Below are 17,831 nucleotides of genomic sequence, written 5' to 3' on the forward strand. Positions count from 1 at the left end.
GTAAAATCTTAAATGTGCAAAGCTCTTTTTCCGGTTGCATCCAAAGCGGCTTCTTTGATGGCTTCGGCAAAAGTAGGGTGGGCGTGGGACATTCTTGAAATGTCTTCGGCAGAGGCACGGAATTCCATAGCAGTTACTGCTTCGGCAATCAAATCGGCAGCACGGGCACCAATCATATGGATTCCTAAAACTTCGTCTGTTTTGGCATCGGCAAGGATTTTTACAAAACCTTCAATATCCGAACTCGCACGGGCACGTCCTAAAGCCTTGAAAGGGAAACTTCCTGATTTGAAATCGACTCCGGCTTCTTTTAGCTGCTCTTCCGTTTTCCCTACGGCGGCAACTTCCGGCCAAGTGTACACTACGCCAGGAATTAAATTATAATCGATATGTGGTTTTTGTCCTGCCAAATATTCGGCAACGATAACCCCTTCTTCTTCCGCTTTGTGAGCTAGCATGACGCCACGTACAACATCTCCGATAGCAAAAATATTGGAAGCCGTCGTTTGCAAATGGTCGTTTACTTCCACCTGACCTCTGTCTGAGATTTTAACACCTGCCTTATCTGCATTCAAACCGTCGGTATAAGGGCGTCGGCCTACGGAAATCAAAGAATAATCTCCTTCTAAAGTGATGATTTCGCCTTTGGCATTTTCGGCTTTGACCGTTACGGTATCTCCAGCACGCTCTACGGCTTGTACTTTGTGGGATGTATAGAATTTCATTCCTTGTTTTTTCAGGACTTTAGTCAGTTCTTTAGACAAAGCGCCATCCATTCCCGGAATGATCCTGTCCATGAATTCCACTACAGAAACCTGTGCGCCTAAACGCAAATATACTTGTCCCAATTCCAATCCGATAACTCCTCCGCCAATGACAACAAGGTGTTTAGGGACTTCTGTTAATTTTAAGGCTTCAGTTGAAGTAATGATCCTTTCCTTGTCGATTTTGATAAAAGGCAATGAAGAAGGTTTTGAACCGGTAGCGATAATCGTGTTTTTGGCTTCTATTTTCTCAACAGAACCATCGGCTTTGGTTATGGCAACAGTCGTAGCATTTTCAAAAGAACCAACTCCTTCAAAAACAGTGATTTTATTTTTATCCATCAGGAATTTTACACCTCCGGCAGTTTGATCTACAACGGCTTGCTTGCGGGCAATCATTTTCTCAAGGTTGACTTTTACATCTCCGGAAACTTCAATTCCGTGGTCTGCAAAATGTTGCAGTTCCTCATAATGGTGCGAAGAGGCTAATAATGCTTTTGAAGGGATACATCCTACATTTAGGCACGTACCACCCAAAGTGGAATATTTTTCGATAATGGCCGTTTTCATCCCTAATTGTGCGCAACGGATTGCCGCTACATACCCGCCGGGACCTGAACCAATAACAACTACGTCAAATGAACTCATAGTAATTTATTTATGTTGTGTTTTAAAAAATTTCGAGTGACAAAATTAAGGAATTTTGTTTACAAGGAATTGCTTTATTCGGGAAAATAAAGAAGCTTTTTTCTTTCTTCCGGATTATTGCTTTTTGGGGTATGAGATCTGTAAAGACCAAGCATAAAAAAAACCCTGAAAAAAGATTATCAGGGTTTCTAACTCAAAAAATTAATTAATTATACAGCGTCATTACAAGTATACACTTGAGGACATCCGATATATTCTACACAGTAGTATGGTCCTGTCACGGCTCCGCTGCAAGAGCATCCGCAAAGTGACAAGTCCGGTTTTCCTGCCATTCCGACAATCGTTTTTTGGCTTTCTTTAGAAAGCACTTCTACTCCGGAAAGGTTTAAAAGTCTTGATTTCATAATAAGTATGTTTAGGTTAACAGATTAAGAATCTTGGTTTGCGCAAGGATCGATAAAGCAAGGAGAGCAATAAGGTGGTTTTGGTTTTCCGCAAATGCAATGGCAACCGCCAGTAATAGGCCCGATACCTCCGTTGATTGCTTTTTGGTTCTCTTTTGAAATCACTTCCGCTCCTGGGATGTTTAAAAGTCTTGTTTTCATTTGTACTAGTTGTTTTCGATTAATAAAGGCACTAAAGTAGTATTTTATTTACAATAACAAAAATATATTACGTTAAAAATGTAATATTTTACATATGAAAAACGGTAGTGTTTTTTACCTCGCCAATCATAAATGTACTGTGTGTACTGCCAATATGCTGGAGCGTAGTGAGTTTTGTAACCATAAATTCCCGGTATTCTTCCATGTCTTTTACACAGATCTTGAGGATGTAGTCATAATCGCCACTTACATGGAAACATTCGAGGACTTCGTTGAGCAGGACCACTTCCTTTTCAAATTGGGAGATAAATTCTTTGGTGTGCTGCATAAGCTTGAGGTGGCAGAAAACCACAAAACCCTTTTCTATTTTGTTCCGGTTGAGCAAAGCGACATACCTGGAAATGATGCCTTCTTTTTCCAGTTTTTTAATCCGTTCGTAAACAGCGGTTACGGAAAGGTTTAGTTTTGAAGACAATTCCTTGGTCGTTTTCTTACTGTCGGTTTGAAGGAGTTTAAGCAGTTTCTTGTCAATCGTATCGAATATCATGATGGAAAATGGTTTTAGCAATCAAAATTACGGCTTTGGCAGAAAATAATAGCAGGATTAAGTACAAATGATAGTTTTATTTTCTAACTACTCTTCATGAGATGCGTTATTTTATGGAATAGGTTTCTTTTTTGCGTTGCAGGTGCTCCATCAAACAATGCAGGCGCTAAATTGTAAGTTGCAGGTGCTCCATCAAACAATGCAGGTGCTACATTGTAAGTTGCAGGCGCTTGTTTTTACGTTGCAGGTGCTCCATCAAACAATGCAGTCGCTACATTGTAAGTTGCGGGCGCTTGTTTTTACGTTGCAGGTGCTCCATCAAACAATGCAGTCGCTACATTGTAAGTTGCAGGCGCTTGTTTTTACGTTGCAGGTGCTCCATCAAACAATGCAGTCGCTACATTGTAAGTTGCGGGCGCTAAATTGTAAGTTGCAGGTGGTCCATCAAACAATGAAGGAGCTACTTTGTAAGTTGCGGGTGTTCCATCAAACAATGAAGGTGCTACATTGTAAGTTTCGGGTGTGGCCTTTTCTACAGAAATAAAAAAATCCCGCTCAAAGGGAACGGGATTTTTTTATAGTATTAAAGAAGATACGCTTAATCTTCGATGGTATCTTTCAATGGAGTAAAGTTTAAATGGCTCTTTTTAAATCCGTAACAGAAATAAAACACCAATCCGATAACCAGCCAGATCCCGAACCATTTCCAGTTGGAAACAGCCATTCCGGTTAATAGATAACAGCAGGAAATAAGCCCCAATAAAGGAATTAGGGACAGGTTTTTAAAGAAGGCCAAAAAGGACATTACGATACATAATATAAAGAAAATGACCATAGTGATATTGGCCGTCAGCTTACCGTCTGCCAGTGTAAGGGTCTCAGCGAAAAATGTCGGAAGGGTATAATTGATTATTGCTGCTGAGGCGATTACAATAAGCGGGAATATGAATTTTGAGTTGATGTAAGGAATCCTGAATTTGCCTTTGGTGGCGCGTTCGGCAATTTCGGCTTCACTTTGAGGGGATAGCATCAGTACGCCGCCGCACACCAATACGAAGGCAAATAATGTCCCGATACTGGTAAAATCCAAGACGAAATTCTCATCGGTAAAAAAGATAGGGATACCTACGACCAAACCGGTTACGAGTGTGGCAAAACCGGGAGTCTTGTATTTCGGGTGGATGGCAGAGAACTTCTTTGGCATCAGCCCGTCGCGGCTCATGGTCATCCAGATACGAGGCTGTCCCATCTGGAAAACAAGCATTACGCTGGTCATGGCAACAACGGCAGCAATCGATACGATGAACAGCATCCATTTCACTCCTTTTAAAGCAAAAATTTCAGCCAAAGGATCGCTAACACCTAATAAAGAATACGAAACCATTCCCGTGATTACCAAAGCCAGGATAATATAGACCACGGTACACACGACTAAAGAATAGATCATTCCGCGTGGCAGGTCGCGTTGTGGGTTTTTGCTTTCTTCGGCCAAAGTGGAAACGGCGTCAAATCCTATATAAGCAAAGAAAACGGCAGAAACTCCACCCATTACACCGCTGAAGCCGTTGGGCATAAAAGGAGTCCAGTTATTGATGTCGATATAAAAAGCACCTACTATAATAACCAGGGCTATGATCGCTAATTTGATGTACACCATGGCGTTGCTGATGTTCTTGGATTCTTTGGTTCCTTTGTATACCAAATAAGTGATAATCACATTGATAAGAACTGCGGGTAAATCGAAAATGATCCTCAAACTTCCGATCATGGGAGCATTCTGCCATGCCGTTAGGCCTTCTCCGGCCTTATTGTCCAAAAGGGCATCGTGCGCTGATTGGTAATTGATGGTAAGCCATTCCGGTAAATGGATACCGAAAGTTTCCAGTAAATTGGTGAAATAACCGCTCCATGAAAAAGCGATATAAATGTTACCGATAGAATATTCCATTAGCAAAGCCCAACCGATTATCCAGGCAAAAATTTCCCCGAAAGAAACGTAAGCATAGGTGTAAGCACTTCCGGAAACAGGTACGCGCGAAGCGAATTCGGCATAACACATCGCTGTAAACCCGCAGGCAATAGCACAAATCACATACAATAAAACTACTCCGGGCCCACCTGAGAAACAAGCATTTCCAATGGCACTAAAAGTACCTCCTCCAATGATGGCAGCAATCCCGAAAAAAGTTAAATCTTTAACATTTAATACTTTATTTAATCCTGAATGCTCTCCATCTCCTCCTTGCTGTAATATCGTTCCCAGCGGTTTTCTTCTGAATAGTTTTAAAAAAGACATAATTTGGTTAATTATAGTTGGTTAGTCCTGCTTTTTTTAGCAGGAAGCAAATATATAAAACTTACGGAATAAAACTTTTGATGTTCGATTTTTCTTATTAAGAATGATAGTTATTTACTATTTTAAAATAAAGATTAATAATCATTTTTGATGAAATCAGCTTTCTTAAATGCTTAAATTTGGGATAACCAACTAAAAATCAAATATTATCAGACTATGGAAAACAACACAAATCCTCACACAGCAGCACATAATCATAACGGGGAAGGCAAGTGTCCTTTTTCGGGCGGGAATGCAAAATTCAGTGCCGGATCCGGTCCAGGCAACAATGAATGGTGGCCCAACCAGCTCAAATTGGGCATCCTTCGACAGCATTCGTCCTTATCTGACCCGATGGGCGCCGATTTTGATTATGCTGCCGCTTTTAAAACCCTTGATTTAAAAGCATTAAAGAAAGATATTGTTGATCTGATGACTACTTCTCAAGACTGGTGGCCTGCAGATTACGGGCATTACGGGCCGCTTTTTATCCGAATGGCCTGGCATAGTGCCGGTACTTATCGTATTGCAGACGGACGAGGCGGTGCCAGTTCGGGGACGCAGCGTTTTGCACCTTTGAATAGCTGGCCTGACAACGCAAACCTTGACAAAGCCCGGTTATTGTTATGGCCTGTCAAGCAGAAATACGGAAAGAAGATTTCCTGGGCGGATTTAATGGTCCTTGCCGGGAATTGTGCGTTGGAATCTATGGGCTTTACCACTTTTGGTTTTGCCGGTGGACGCGCCGATGTATGGGAACCGGAACAGGATATTTACTGGGGTTCGGAAGCAGAATGGCTGGGTGATAAAAGATATACCGGGGACCGTGAGCTCGAAAACCCTTTAGCCGCTGTCCAGATGGGGCTTATTTATGTCAATCCGGAAGGGCCTAACGGCAATCCCGATCCTTTGGCTTCAGCCCGGGACATTCGCGAGACCTTTGGCCGTATGGCGATGAATGACGAAGAGACCGTTGCACTAATCGCCGGAGGGCATACCTTCGGGAAAACCCACGGAGCTGCCAATCCTGGCGAATATGTTGGGCTGGAACCGGCTGGAGCAGCTATTGAAGACCAAAGTTTTGGCTGGAAAAATACTTTTGAAAGCGGGAAAGGCGAACATACCATTACCAGCGGCCTTGAAGGGGCTTGGACCACAACTCCTACAAAATGGAGCAATAATTATTTCCAGAACCTGTTTGGGTTTGAATGGGAATTGACCAAAAGCCCGGCAGGAGCGCATCAGTGGAAACCTAAAAACGGAGCAGGGGAAGGGACAGTGCCTGATGCCCATAATCCTTCGAAAAGCCACGCACCAATAATGCTCACAGCAGATTTGGCTTTAAAGGTAGATCCTATTTACGAACCTATTGCAAGGCATTTTTTTGAAAACCCTGATGTTTTTGCAGATGCTTTTGCCCGCGCGTGGTTTAAGCTGACGCACCGTGATATGGGGCCTATTTCACGTTATTTGGGCCCGGAAGTACCTAAGGAAGAACTGATTTGGCAAGATCCTGTTCCTGCGTTGACATATAAACTGATTGATGCTGATGACACCTCTGCATTGAAAGCCAAAATACTGGATTCGGGATTAACTGTTTCAGAATTGGTATCAACTGCCTGGGCTTCTGCTTCGACTTTCCGCAACTCAGACAAAAGAGGCGGTGCGAATGGCGGAAGGCTGCGATTGGCACCCCAAAAGAACTGGCAGGTCAATAATCCGCTTCAACTGGCAAAAGTATTAGGTGTATTGGAAAATATCCAAAGTGAATTCAACAATTCCCGGACAGATGGCAAAAAAATTTCGATGGCTGACCTGATTGTCCTGGGAGGATGTGCCGCCATTGAAAAAGCGGTAAAAAACGGCGGGCATACTGCCACAGTACCTTTTACACCTGGAAGGACAGATGCTTCGCAAGAACAAACAGATATAGATTCCTTTGCCGTATTGAAACCGGAAGCAGATGGTTTCCGTAATTACCGAAAAACAGATTATACGGTTTCAGCCGAAGCCATGCTGCTCGATAAAGCGCAGCTAATGGCACTGACCGCACCTGAAATGACCGTGCTGGTTGGCGGGATGCGTGTCCTGGATGCCAATTTCGACAAGTCCAAACATGGGGTATTTACCAATCATCCCGAAACACTCACCAATGATTTCTTTGTCAATTTGCTGGATTTGAATACCGGCTGGAAACCGGTCCAGGATTCAAAAGACCTTTTTGAAGGACGCAATCGTGCTACCGGTGAATTAAAATGGACAGCCACCCGCGTAGACCTTATTTTTGGTTCCAATACCGAACTCAGGGCCATTGCCGAAGTATACGGATGCGAGGATGCACAGGAATTATTTATCAGGGATTTTATCGCGGCCTGGAACAAGGTCATGAATTCGGATCGGTTTGATTTGGTTTAATTGCTTGGAAATATATACGTTAGAAAAAGGCGGTTTGGCAACAGGCTGCCTTTTTCAATACCAAATAAAATTAAATTATAGTGAAATAAAAAAATATAATTAAAGTCTATTATGTAACAATCGGATAATGGCTACTTTTGCGTTGTTAAAAAATATTTAAACCATATACATTATGTCATTAGTAGGTAAAAAATTTCCAAACATTACAGTCGACGCCATTTCGGAAATGGGGGACAATTTAAGAATCAATGTTCTTGAGGAAGCAGTAAACAATAACAAAAAAGTGCTATTGTTCTGGTATCCAAAAGATTTTACATTTGTTTGCCCAACAGAATTGCATGCTTTCCAGGCTGCTTTAGGAGAATTTGAAAAAAGGAATACTATCGTTATCGGGGCTTCCTGCGATACAAACGAAGTACACTTCGCCTGGTTGAATACACCAAAGAACAACGGAGGAATTGAAGGAGTTACGTATCCTTTGTTAGCCGATACGACACGAAACCTTTCTAAAGCATTGGACATTTTAGATGCTCAGGAGGTATATGATGAAGAATCAAACGATATTTTATTGGAAGGCTCTAACGTAACTTTCAGAGCAACGTACCTAATTGACGAAACCGGTAAGATTTTCCACGAAAGTGTAAACGATATGCCGCTAGGAAGAAATGTGAACGAATACCTGCGTTTGGTGGATGCTTATACCCACGTGCAGACTAAAGGAGAAGTTTGCCCTGCCAACTGGGAAGAAGGTAAGGAAGCGATGGGAGCAGACAGGTTAAGTACTGCTGCTTATTTAAGCCAAAACTAAGAACAACAATAATCCAAATAGTAATGGCAATAGCAATTTTCGGGTTTTGCTTGCAGGACTTGACTGTTGATATTGCCATTATAATATAAAAGAAACGTTATGTTAATAGAATTAAACGAAGATACTTTAGCTGATTTGGTATCCCAAAACGATAAGGTTGTGGTTCAGTATTCCGCCTCATGGTGCGGCAACTGCCGAATTATGAAACCGAAATTCAAAAAACTGGCTGCAGAAAACGAAGGTGTGGCTTTTGTATTGGTCGATGCCGAAAATTCCCCGGAATCAAGAAAACTGGCCAATGTTTCGAACCTGCCGACATTTGCGGCTTTTGTAAACGGGAAATTGGTTAATGAAACCCAGACCAATAAAGCAGAAGTTTTAACGGAACTGGTTAACGGGATAGTATAATTATGAAATTACCTATTATTAAGCACCTCACGCAGTTTGTTGAGGAAAACGACCAGGATTACCTTATTGAAACCATTGAAGTACTGGAAGCCCTGACCGAAGTCCCTTCTTTAAAAGATGAAGAACTGGATGTTATTGGAGAATTGATCTCGAATATGTACGGAGCACTCGAAGTCCATAAAATGGTCAAGGAAGGCAAGGATAAAAAAGAAGCCCTGAACGATTTCATGAAACGGGTTTTAGGCTCGATAGATAAATAAAAAAGCTCCCGGAGGAGCTTTTTTTTATGGTGTAAACACAGATTTGTAATTGTCCCAATAGCGGTAGATCAGGAATAAATTCCCTAAAATAAGTGCAATAGCGATTGGCAGTTGTTCCGGCGTCATGAACAGATTGATCATGAAAATGTTTATCGTTACCGGTAAAATCACGATATTGGCCAGGGTTACAAATTTCCCGGTTAAGAAAGACAGTCCGCAAAGCAGCTCTAATAATTTTGCGAAAGGCAAGATGTAAGTCGAAGCAACTATCCCTGATTGGAATGCTTTAAAAGCGCCGGTTGTCTCCGGTTCAGGGGCAAGTTTTAGAAAAAAGGCTAAAGAGGCGTAGATAAACAACAATCCCATTAAAGTCCGGACAATAATTGTAGCAATTTTCATAAGTGTTCGTTTTTTAGTTAATACTCAAAGTTACTAAATAATCTGCAAAGAAATTCTTAATATTTTCAAAATAATAAACCAGAATTATAAATTTATTGTTTTGTTTGACAGGATTTTAAGGAAACGAAAAACGGCTTTCAAGATTCCCTTTTGATGCCGGGGATTATTCTCTTTTTTTTCATTACTTTTGAAATTCTAAAAAAATATCAAAAATGGCACAAATAACGCTAAAAGGCAATCCGGTCAATACTATCGGGCAATTGCCGGAAATAGGATCACAAGCAAAAGATTTTCAATTGGTAGGGACAGATTTGTCCGTTTCGTCTTTATCGGATTTTAAAGGGAACAACATTGTCCTGAATATCTTCCCAAGTGTAGATACCGGGACATGTGCGGCTTCTGTCCGTAAATTCAACGAAAAAGCCAGCGGATTGGCCAATACCAAAGTATTGTGCATTTCACGCGATTTGCCTTTTGCACAAAACCGTTTTTGCGGTGCGGAAGGTTTGCAGAACGTAATCAATCTTTCTGATTTTAAAGACGGCAGTTTCGGGAAAGACTATGGCCTTACCATTACAGACGGGCCATTGTCAGGATTGCACTCCCGTGCCGTTGTGGTGATAGACCAAAACGGTGTGGTACAATATACGGAACAAGTGCCTGAAATCGTAAACGAACCTAATTACGAAGCGGCTTTGGCTTCACTATAATTTATTTCAATGGAATTCGAAAAAGACAATTCTTTTTTTACCGGGCGTTTAAAAAGTGTAGGTTTCGCTGTTAAAGGTGCCCTAAAACTGATTACCACAGAACATAGTGTGATGGTGCAATCCTCTATTGCAGTGCTGATGGTCATTGCTGGGATTTATTTTGACATTGACAGGTACGAATGGATGTTCCAGATTTTTGCTTTCGGGCTGGTACTCAGTATCGAAGGCCTGAATACAGCCGTAGAAAAAGTGGCCGATTTTGTGCACCCGGATTACCACGAGCGCATCGGTTTTATTAAAGACATAGCGGCCGGAGCGGTATTTTTCGCGGCCTTAACGGCTATTATAATCGGGCTTTTTATTTATTTACCACGATTAGTTTAATTGGTAATATTGACTATTTTTGTTTCAAAGTATTTATGTAAATGGCCAAATCCACTAAAAAAGAATCAACCCCTATAGAGCCGGGAGAAACGAGTTTATTGAGCCGTTTCAGCCCTTCGCGCCAGCACAAAATCGCTTTTGGCGTCTTGCTGGTGCTGCTTTCCATTGCACTTGCCGTTTCTTTTGTTTCCTATTTTGTCAATGGGAAATTCGACCAGAGCGAGCTGAATGATTTTGCAAACAGGAATTCACATGTCCAGAACTGGCTGGGCAAATTCGGGGCATTCCTTTCCGATTTCTTTATTTACAAAGGTTTTGGAGTCGCGTCCTTTTTATTTGTCAGATTGTTGTTCATCACCGGGGCGTACCTGGTATTGGATATGTCAGTTTCCAAATTGAAGAAAACCTGGTTCTGGGACATCTTCGTGATCATCATCCTATCGATACTTTTTGGTTTCTTCGGTGATTTCCTGCCGGAATTGGGAGGTGTTATAGGATATGAAATGAATTTATTCTCGCAGGATTACATCGGGAAATCAGGGACATTACTGGCCTTGATCTTCGGAATCGTGATCTATCTTATCTTCAAGATAAAAATTTCACCGGATAAAATAAAAGGGTTTTTCGAAAGTGCCAAAGCAGAAGCCAAAACAGACCTGGCTTCGCAAAACGACACCAATTCCACGGCTTATATTTTAGAAGAATTTGCCGTAGACGAGCCGGAAGAAGCTAAAGATTCCCTGATGACAAGCCCGAATAAGAAAGATTTCGAATCGGATGAAGAGGATTTGGGGGAAATTACACTCAAACCGATTTCCCAGTTCGAGATCAACAAACAGGACCTGAAACCAACAATTTCAACTGCATCGGAACTTTCTTTGGAACCTGCTAAAAAAGAGCCGGATGGTTTAGAGGAAAATCCTCCGCAAGAAAACGGTTTCGTCATCGAGAAAGTAGAGGAGGAGGATATTATCGAAGAAAACCTGGCTGCCCGTTTGGTTTCCGATTTCGGTGAATTCGACCCTACATTGGATCTTTCCAACTTTAAATTCCCGACTATTGACCTGCTTAAAGAATATTCTTCAGGCGGCATTACCATCAACCAGGCGGAATTGGAAGAAAACAAAAACAATATCGTTGAAACATTACGAAACTATAAAATTGAAATTGCGCAGATAAAAGCGACCGTGGGGCCATCGGTTACCTTATACGAAATCGTCCCGGAAGCGGGTATCCGTATTTCAAAAATCAAAAGCCTGGAAGACGACATCGCTTTATCGCTTTCGGCATTGGGCATCCGTATTATCGCACCGATTCCCGGAAAAGGGACCATCGGTATTGAAGTCCCGAACAAGAATCCAAGTATGGTTTCGATGAAATCGGTGATTGGTTCGGCTAAATTCCAGGAAGCAGAAATGGAACTGCCTATCGCTTTAGGGAAAACCATTTCCAATGAAACCTTTGTGGTCGACCTGGCCAAAATGCCGCACTTGCTGATGGCAGGAGCAACAGGACAGGGAAAATCCGTAGGATTGAATGCCGTTCTGACATCATTGCTCTACAAAAAGCATCCTGCAGAAGTTAAATTTGTTTTGGTCGATCCGAAAAAAGTAGAATTGACCCTTTTCAATAAAATAGAACGCCATTACCTGGCCAAACTGCCGGATGTGGAAGAAGCGATCATTACCGATAATTCTAAGGTAATCACGACATTAAATTCCCTTTGTGTGGAAATGGACCACCGTTATTCCTTGCTGAAAGACGCGATGGTCCGGAACATAAAAGAATACAACGAAAAATTCAGGCAGCGTAAATTAAACCCGGAAGCCGGCCACCGTTTCCTGCCGTATATTGTCCTTGTTGTCGATGAGTTTGCGGATCTGATCATGACCGCCGGCAAGGAAGTGGAAACACCTATTGCCCGTTTGGCGCAGTTGGCCCGAGCCATTGGTATCCATTTGATTATCGCTACGCAAAGGCCTTCGGTAAACGTAATTACCGGGATGATCAAAGCGAATTTCCCGGCAAGGATTGCCTTCAGGGTAACTTCAAAAATTGATTCCAGGACCATCCTTGACTCGGGAGGGGCAGACCAGCTTATAGGACGCGGGGATTTGCTGTACACCAACGGAAATGACCTGGTGCGTGTGCAATGTGCTTTTGTGGATACTCCCGAAGTGGAAAAAATCACAGAATTCATCGGTTCCCAAAAAGCCTATGCAACGGCGTACCTGTTGCCGGAATTTGTGGGCGAAGACAGTGGCATAACTCTTGATATGGATATCTCCGAAAGGGATTCCCTGTTCCGTGATGCGGCTGAAGTGATCGTAACGGCGCAGCAAGGTTCGGCATCCTTGATCCAGCGGAAACTCAAATTAGGGTACAACAGGGCAGGGCGACTGATAGACCAGCTCGAAGCGGCAGGCATTGTCGGCCCGTTTGAAGGAAGCAAGGCCCGTTCTGTGAATATCCCGGATTTGGTCGCTTTGGAGCATTTTTTTAATAATGAAAAAAACAATTAAAAATGAAAAAGATAATTGGTTTGATACTTATCGTTTTAAGTATTTCGGTTCAGGCCCAGGATGCGGCAAAAGCAAAAGCATTACTGGACAAAGTTTCGGCAAAGGTAAAAACGTATAAAAATATCCAAATCGAGTTTAAGTATACTTTGCAGAACCTGAAGGAAAACATCAATCAGGAAAACAAAGGGAACGTAACCTTAAGCGGCAACCAGTATGTGCTGAATTTTTTAGGCGTGACCAAAATGTGCGACGGTAAAAAATTATACACGATTTCTGCCGAAGACGAAGAGATTTCCATTTCGAGCGTCGGGAAAAACGAAGAAGATACCGATACGCCTGCGAAAATGCTGACTTTTTTCAACAAAGGATTCAAATATGCCTGGGATATTACCCAGAATGTGAAAGGAAAAAAAATCCAGTACGTAAAACTGACTCCTATCAGTTCCAAAGACGAGAGGAAAGAAATCCTTGTCGGGATCGATACCAAGACAAACCAGGTGTACAATACAATTACTGTGGGTAAAAAAGGTACTAAAGTGACTTTGACTGTTAATTCTTTCAAAACCAATTTAACATTGCCGAAAAATCAGTTTACCTTTGTCAAAAGTAAATACCCCAACTATTACATCAATAACCTGGATTAATTTGGAATGAAAATCCTCGACAGATATTTATTAAAAACCTACCTGATTACATTTACGTCCGTATTTGTAATCTTGTTTTTTATATTCGTCCTTCAAATGATATGGCTTTTCATATCGGAACTGGCGGGCAAAGATTTGGATTTCGGCTTAATTTTGAAATTCCTGATGTTCGGTTCGCCAAAGCTCGTGCCGATGGTTTTGCCGCTTACGGTATTGCTTTCGTCTATAATGACTTTTGGTGATTTGGCCGAAAATTATGAGTTCGCAGCCATGAAATCGGCAGGGATTTCTTTCCAAAGGACCATGAAAGGCCTCACGATTTTTATCGTCGGATTAAGCGTTTGTGCTTTTTTCTTTGCCAATAACGTCATCCCGTATTCCGAATACAAGTTTATCAATTTCAGGAAGAACATTGCGCAGGTAAAGCCCGCCATGGCTATTGCGGAAGGGCAATTTAGCACGATCGGGAACATCAATATCAAAGTCAATAAAAAATCGGGGGAAAAAGGGGAATTCCTGGAAGGAGTGACCATCCATAAAAAATCAAACCTCGGCGAAGGAGCCAAAACCGTGATACGTTCCAAAAAAGGCGAATTGATCAGCAGCGAAAAGTCAAACCTGCTTCAATTGGTGCTGATTGACGGCTATTATTACGAAGACATTACCCCGAAGAAATACGAAGACAGGCAGAAATTCCCGTTTACGAAAGTGTATTTCAAAAAATACAATATCAACATCGACCTGTCCAAACTCAATAATATCGATACCGACAAGGAACAGATTGCCAATACCAACAATATGCTGAAACTGACCGAGTTGAAGTATACGGTAGATTCGTTGACGGTCAATTATGATAAAGAACTTTTGTCCGTTGCGGACAATGCCTATATGCGTACCGGTTTGGGTACTGATGTGCAACCGGATTCCCTGCGCCCGAAACAGCCGAAGACACCGGAACTTACCAGTTTCCTGCTCACCAAAGAGAAACAGAAAGTATTTGAAATTGCGGTAAGCGACGCTTTGAGTTCCAAACAGAATATCGATATGAATGTCTTAATGCTCGAAGCAAAGCAAAAAGACATCAACAGCCACTGGTTGTCCATATATGAAAAATTTGTGATTGCTTTTGCCTGCCTGCTGATGTTCTTTATCGGCGCGCCGTTGGGAGCCATTATCAGGAAAGGAGGGCTTGGACTGCCTATTGTTTTTGCCATGCTGATTTTCATCACGTTCCATTTCCTGAATACATTCGGCAAAAAAGTAGCCCAGGAATCAGGGATTACGCCATTTATGGGCGCCTGGATTTCTTCGCTGGTGTTGGCGCCATTAGCCATATACCTGACCAGGAAAGCCATCAACGATAACGGTAATATCAATTTCGATTTTATAACCGAACCGTTCCAAAAATTATATACTAAATTTACACAACGCAACAAATCAGAATAAAATGGCAACTGAAACCATTAAATTGAATACCATTGAAGAAGCAATAGAAGATATTCGTCAAGGTAAAGTCATTATCGTAGTCGATGATGAAGACAGGGAAAATGAAGGGGATTTTTTAGCTGCGGCTGAAAAGATCACACCGGAAATGGTAAACTTCATGGCCACCCACGGGCGCGGGCTCATTTGCGCGCCGCTAACGGAAAGCAGGTGCAAGGAATTGGAACTCAGGGCTATGGTGAGCAATAATACAGACCATATGGAGACTGCTTTTACGGTTTCTGTTGATTTGAAAGGCCATGGCGTAACTACCGGGATTTCCGCTTCAGACCGGGCCAAAACCATTTTATCGTTGGTCGATGCCAATACCAAACCTTTCGATTTAGCCAGACCGGGCCATATTTTTCCTTTAATAGCCAAACAAGGCGGTGTTTTGAGAAGAACGGGCCATACCGAAGCCGCTATAGATTTTGCACGATTGGCAGGCTTTAAACCGGCCGGTGTTATTGTGGAAATCATGAACGAGGACGGGACCATGGCACGATTGCCGGAATTGTATGAAGTAGCCAAGAAATTCGACCTGAAATTGGTTTCCATCGAAGATTTGGTGGCGTACAGAATGCAGCATGATAGTTTGATCGTAAAAAAAGAAGATTTCGATATCGAGACCCGTTTCGGTACCTTCAGGCTCCGTGCGTACGAACAGACCACGAACAAGCAAATCCATATCGCACTTACCAAAGGCACCTGGAATACCGGCGAATCTGTCCTGACAAGGATCAATTCCTCACAGGTGAACAATGATCTGCTGGGCACCCTGACCAATAACGCAGACAAACAGCTTGACGATATGTTTAAGGTGATCAACGAGCAGGGGCAAGGCGCCGTGATTTTTATCAACCAGGACATGCAGTCGGTTAATTTGCTGAGCCGCATCCATGAACTAAAGGATTTGCAGGCACAAGGTGTGATGAAAGCGCCTAAAATTGTAATTGACAGCAAAGATTTTGGGATTGGGGCACAGATATTGCATGATATCGACATCTCAAAAATACGTTTGGTCTCCAATACGGCACAGGGAAAACGTGTCGGAATGATAGGTTACGGCCTTGAAATTACAGAATACGTAACGTATTAGGAATTTTTCCCTGTCGGTAAGTTTTTATAAATGAATGTATTACTATTCCGGGTTAAAAAAACTTTATTTTTTAGTAGATTTTATTTTTGATAATCAAAAAAGGTTCCTATATTTGCAACCGCAATCAGGAAATGATTGCGGTTTTACTGGAGAAATGGCAGAGCGGTCGAATGCGGCAGTCTTGAAAACTGTTGACTGTAACAGGTCCGGGGGTTCGAATCCCTCTTTCTCCGCAACACAAACCCTAATTACAGATGTAGTTAGGGTTTTTTGTTTTTCAATAATCAACTGCAATAAAACAATGAAGAAATTTTTTAAGATAATTGGAATCATTATATTGACACTACTGCTTGGTGTGATTGCTTTTTACTTGTATTGGACAGATTTCGGAACTAAAAGAATTCTATTTCAAGGCCCAAGAAAACCAAAGGTTGAAGTTCCCATAACATATACTATTGGCTGGTGGGCAAACCAAAAAGCACTCACCATTGACACTCTAGAGATTAAAGTCATTGAAAGCGAGTTAAACCTTTTTAATAGCAAATCATTAATTTCATACAACGTTGCGGGGCAATTAATATGTGAAAGACATTGGCAACCAAAAATAAAAGAGATTCACATCTCAGAAAGAATAAATCTTGATACACTTTTACATTGTGATAGAATTATTGAGATAACACCAGTAATCGAAGTTGGAGAAAACCGAAAAGCCAAAGGTTCGAAAAGCAATTTTTCCTTTAAAAACGAACATACTATAATTTCAAATCATTGGGGAATAAATAGAATTAAATTTGTTTGTGGCAATAAGGAACAGATAATTGAGTTACTGCAAAGAAAATAACAGTATTGCCAATAGCGGTTTGACGGAATAGCTGCGTTCGATAGCACAGATTTACTTTGTCTGTTCGGCTAAAGCCTTGGATGCAAATCCGTGCTATTGGGTAAATTAAAGTTATACATATCTAACTTATTACCGATATTTTATCTAGTTTTATCATCCAGATAAGCAAGTTAGCGGTAAGCTTAGCACAAATCTGGAAAATCAAAAACCTATCGGAACAAATGAGAAAATTCTTTTTTATTTTACTTTACACTCCATTTTTATTTTCGCAAAGTAATGAAGGAATAGATAATGATTTTTGCATAAAAACTAATCCGTTATCCCTTATTGATGTTTATGGTAGCTATTCGTATAGAATAGGTTTAGAAACTAAAATTTACAAAAATTTTGCTTTTTCAGCAGAAGTTGGTAATTATTTCAATTACGGAAAAAATGACGGAATAAGAAAAAATTCAAAAGGATACATTATAAAACCTGAAGTCAAATGGTATTTGAACAAAAACGGAAAAACTAATGGGGATTTTGTTTCGTTAGAATATACATATAAAGATATTTTATTTGATTGGAAAGATTCAATTCCGGCTATAAACAATCCTAATCGAGTGATGGATTATAGAATTCAAAAAAAAATAAATTGCTTAACTGTCAAAATTGGTAATCTAAAAGCTTATTCAAATAACTTAATATTTGAATGGTTTGTTGGAATTGGTTTAAGAATTTCTAAAGGTAAGGATTCTCTAACCGATGAAGAAAGAAATAGTATTAAAGCATTTGATGAAAGCGAAATTGCAAATGCTCAGAAAAATGTAAATTATATCTTGCCAAATTTAAGCCTCGGGATAAAAATTGGATATAGGCTATTTTAAAGCCTACCGCTAACAGATGTTTGCCGTTTCCTTCCCCAACAACTCCTCCTACAATTTTACACCCCAACTCCTAAAAACTTTTGTAACACCACTA

Annotated in this window: 18 protein-coding genes and 1 tRNA gene; 13 read left to right on the top strand and 6 right to left on the bottom strand. The window is 41.2% G+C overall.

All coding sequences use genetic code 11. The features are described from left to right. Positions 1 to 8 precede the first annotated feature (8 nt). From lpdA to E4635_RS00610, 5 genes are all read right to left on the bottom strand, one after another. Positions 9 to 1,412: a dihydrolipoyl dehydrogenase gene (gene lpdA / locus E4635_RS00595; protein ID WP_135524673.1), complete on the bottom strand. Its 1,404-nt coding sequence runs from the start codon at positions 1,410 to 1,412 to the stop codon at positions 9 to 11. Between the two features lie 209 nt (positions 1,413 to 1,621). Beyond that, complete coding sequence (locus tag E4635_RS00600) at positions 1,622 to 1,816, bottom strand: hypothetical protein (protein WP_135524674.1); 195 nt, start codon at positions 1,814 to 1,816, stop codon at positions 1,622 to 1,624. Positions 1,817 to 1,840: 24 nt separating this feature from the next. Next, positions 1,841 to 2,017, bottom strand: a complete 177-nt coding sequence (locus E4635_RS15655; RefSeq protein ID WP_169630173.1) for a hypothetical protein — start codon at positions 2,015 to 2,017, stop codon at positions 1,841 to 1,843. Positions 2,018 to 2,105: 88 nt separating this feature from the next. Further along, complete coding sequence (locus E4635_RS00605; protein WP_135524675.1) at positions 2,106 to 2,564, bottom strand: Lrp/AsnC family transcriptional regulator; 459 nt, start codon at positions 2,562 to 2,564, stop codon at positions 2,106 to 2,108. Between the two features lie 598 nt (positions 2,565 to 3,162). Continuing rightward, a complete protein-coding gene (locus tag E4635_RS00610) occupies positions 3,163 to 4,860 on the bottom strand; it encodes an amino acid permease (RefSeq protein WP_135524676.1) in 1,698 nt (565 codons plus the stop codon). Between the two features lie 216 nt (positions 4,861 to 5,076). On the opposite strand from E4635_RS00610, the gene katG reads away from it, so the two are divergent. The 4 genes from katG to E4635_RS00630 all read left to right on the top strand — a co-directional run bounded on the left by katG (position 5,077) and on the right by E4635_RS00630 (position 8,790). After that, positions 5,077 to 7,314 (top strand): catalase/peroxidase HPI, encoded by a 2,238-nt coding sequence (katG, locus tag E4635_RS00615; RefSeq protein WP_135524677.1) that lies wholly within the window; start codon positions 5,077 to 5,079, stop codon positions 7,312 to 7,314. 172 nt (positions 7,315 to 7,486) lie between these two features. After that, positions 7,487 to 8,122, top strand: a complete 636-nt coding sequence (locus E4635_RS00620; protein WP_135524678.1) for a peroxiredoxin — start codon at positions 7,487 to 7,489, stop codon at positions 8,120 to 8,122. Positions 8,123 to 8,221: 99 nt separating this feature from the next. Beyond that, positions 8,222 to 8,530, top strand: coding sequence for a thioredoxin family protein (locus E4635_RS00625; RefSeq protein WP_135524679.1), 309 nt, complete (start codon positions 8,222 to 8,224; stop codon positions 8,528 to 8,530). Positions 8,531 to 8,532: 2 nt separating this feature from the next. After that, a complete protein-coding gene (locus E4635_RS00630; RefSeq protein ID WP_135524680.1) occupies positions 8,533 to 8,790 on the top strand; it encodes a DUF6952 family protein in 258 nt (85 codons plus the stop codon). Positions 8,791 to 8,814: 24 nt separating this feature from the next. On the opposite strand, the gene E4635_RS00635 is transcribed toward E4635_RS00630, so the two are convergent. Further along, the gene (locus tag E4635_RS00635; RefSeq protein WP_135524681.1) at positions 8,815 to 9,189 is read right to left on the bottom strand and encodes a DoxX family protein; all 375 of its coding nucleotides are present in this window, start codon (positions 9,187 to 9,189) and stop codon (positions 8,815 to 8,817) included. Positions 9,190 to 9,401: 212 nt separating this feature from the next. Between E4635_RS00635 and tpx the strand changes: the two genes are divergently transcribed. The 9 genes from tpx to E4635_RS00680 all read left to right on the top strand — a co-directional run bounded on the left by tpx (position 9,402) and on the right by E4635_RS00680 (position 17,737). Then, entirely contained in the window at positions 9,402 to 9,899 is a 498-nt protein-coding gene (gene tpx, locus E4635_RS00640; protein WP_135524682.1) for a thiol peroxidase, read from the top strand. Between the two features lie 9 nt (positions 9,900 to 9,908). Further along, positions 9,909 to 10,283, top strand: coding sequence for a diacylglycerol kinase family protein (locus E4635_RS00645; RefSeq protein WP_169630174.1), 375 nt, complete (start codon positions 9,909 to 9,911; stop codon positions 10,281 to 10,283). A 41-nt stretch (positions 10,284 to 10,324) separates the two neighbouring features. Further along, the gene (locus E4635_RS00650; protein ID WP_135524684.1) at positions 10,325 to 12,805 is read left to right on the top strand and encodes a DNA translocase FtsK; all 2,481 of its coding nucleotides are present in this window, start codon (positions 10,325 to 10,327) and stop codon (positions 12,803 to 12,805) included. A 2-nt stretch (positions 12,806 to 12,807) separates the two neighbouring features. Then, positions 12,808 to 13,449 carry a LolA family protein gene (locus E4635_RS00655; protein WP_135524685.1) on the top strand — a complete coding sequence of 214 codons (642 nt, stop codon included), beginning with the start codon at positions 12,808 to 12,810 and terminating at the stop codon, positions 13,447 to 13,449. 6 nt (positions 13,450 to 13,455) lie between these two features. Next, positions 13,456 to 14,895 (top strand): LptF/LptG family permease, encoded by a 1,440-nt coding sequence (locus E4635_RS00660; protein ID WP_135524686.1) that lies wholly within the window; start codon positions 13,456 to 13,458, stop codon positions 14,893 to 14,895. A gap of 1 nt (position 14,896) precedes the next feature. Beyond that, positions 14,897 to 16,030 (top strand): 3,4-dihydroxy-2-butanone-4-phosphate synthase, encoded by a 1,134-nt coding sequence (gene ribB, locus E4635_RS00665; protein ID WP_135524687.1) that lies wholly within the window; start codon positions 14,897 to 14,899, stop codon positions 16,028 to 16,030. 148 nt (positions 16,031 to 16,178) lie between these two features. Then, positions 16,179 to 16,263, top strand: a tRNA-Ser gene (locus tag E4635_RS00670). Positions 16,264 to 16,331: 68 nt separating this feature from the next. Beyond that, a complete protein-coding gene (locus E4635_RS00675; RefSeq protein WP_135524688.1) occupies positions 16,332 to 16,871 on the top strand; it encodes a hypothetical protein in 540 nt (179 codons plus the stop codon). A 221-nt stretch (positions 16,872 to 17,092) separates the two neighbouring features. Next, complete coding sequence (locus tag E4635_RS00680; RefSeq protein WP_135524689.1) at positions 17,093 to 17,737, top strand: DUF3575 domain-containing protein; 645 nt, start codon at positions 17,093 to 17,095, stop codon at positions 17,735 to 17,737. Positions 17,738 to 17,831 lie beyond the last annotated feature (94 nt).

It is taken from the genome of Flavobacterium humi (genome assembly GCF_004745595.1).
GTDB lineage: Bacteria > Bacteroidota > Bacteroidia > Flavobacteriales > Flavobacteriaceae > Flavobacterium > Flavobacterium humi.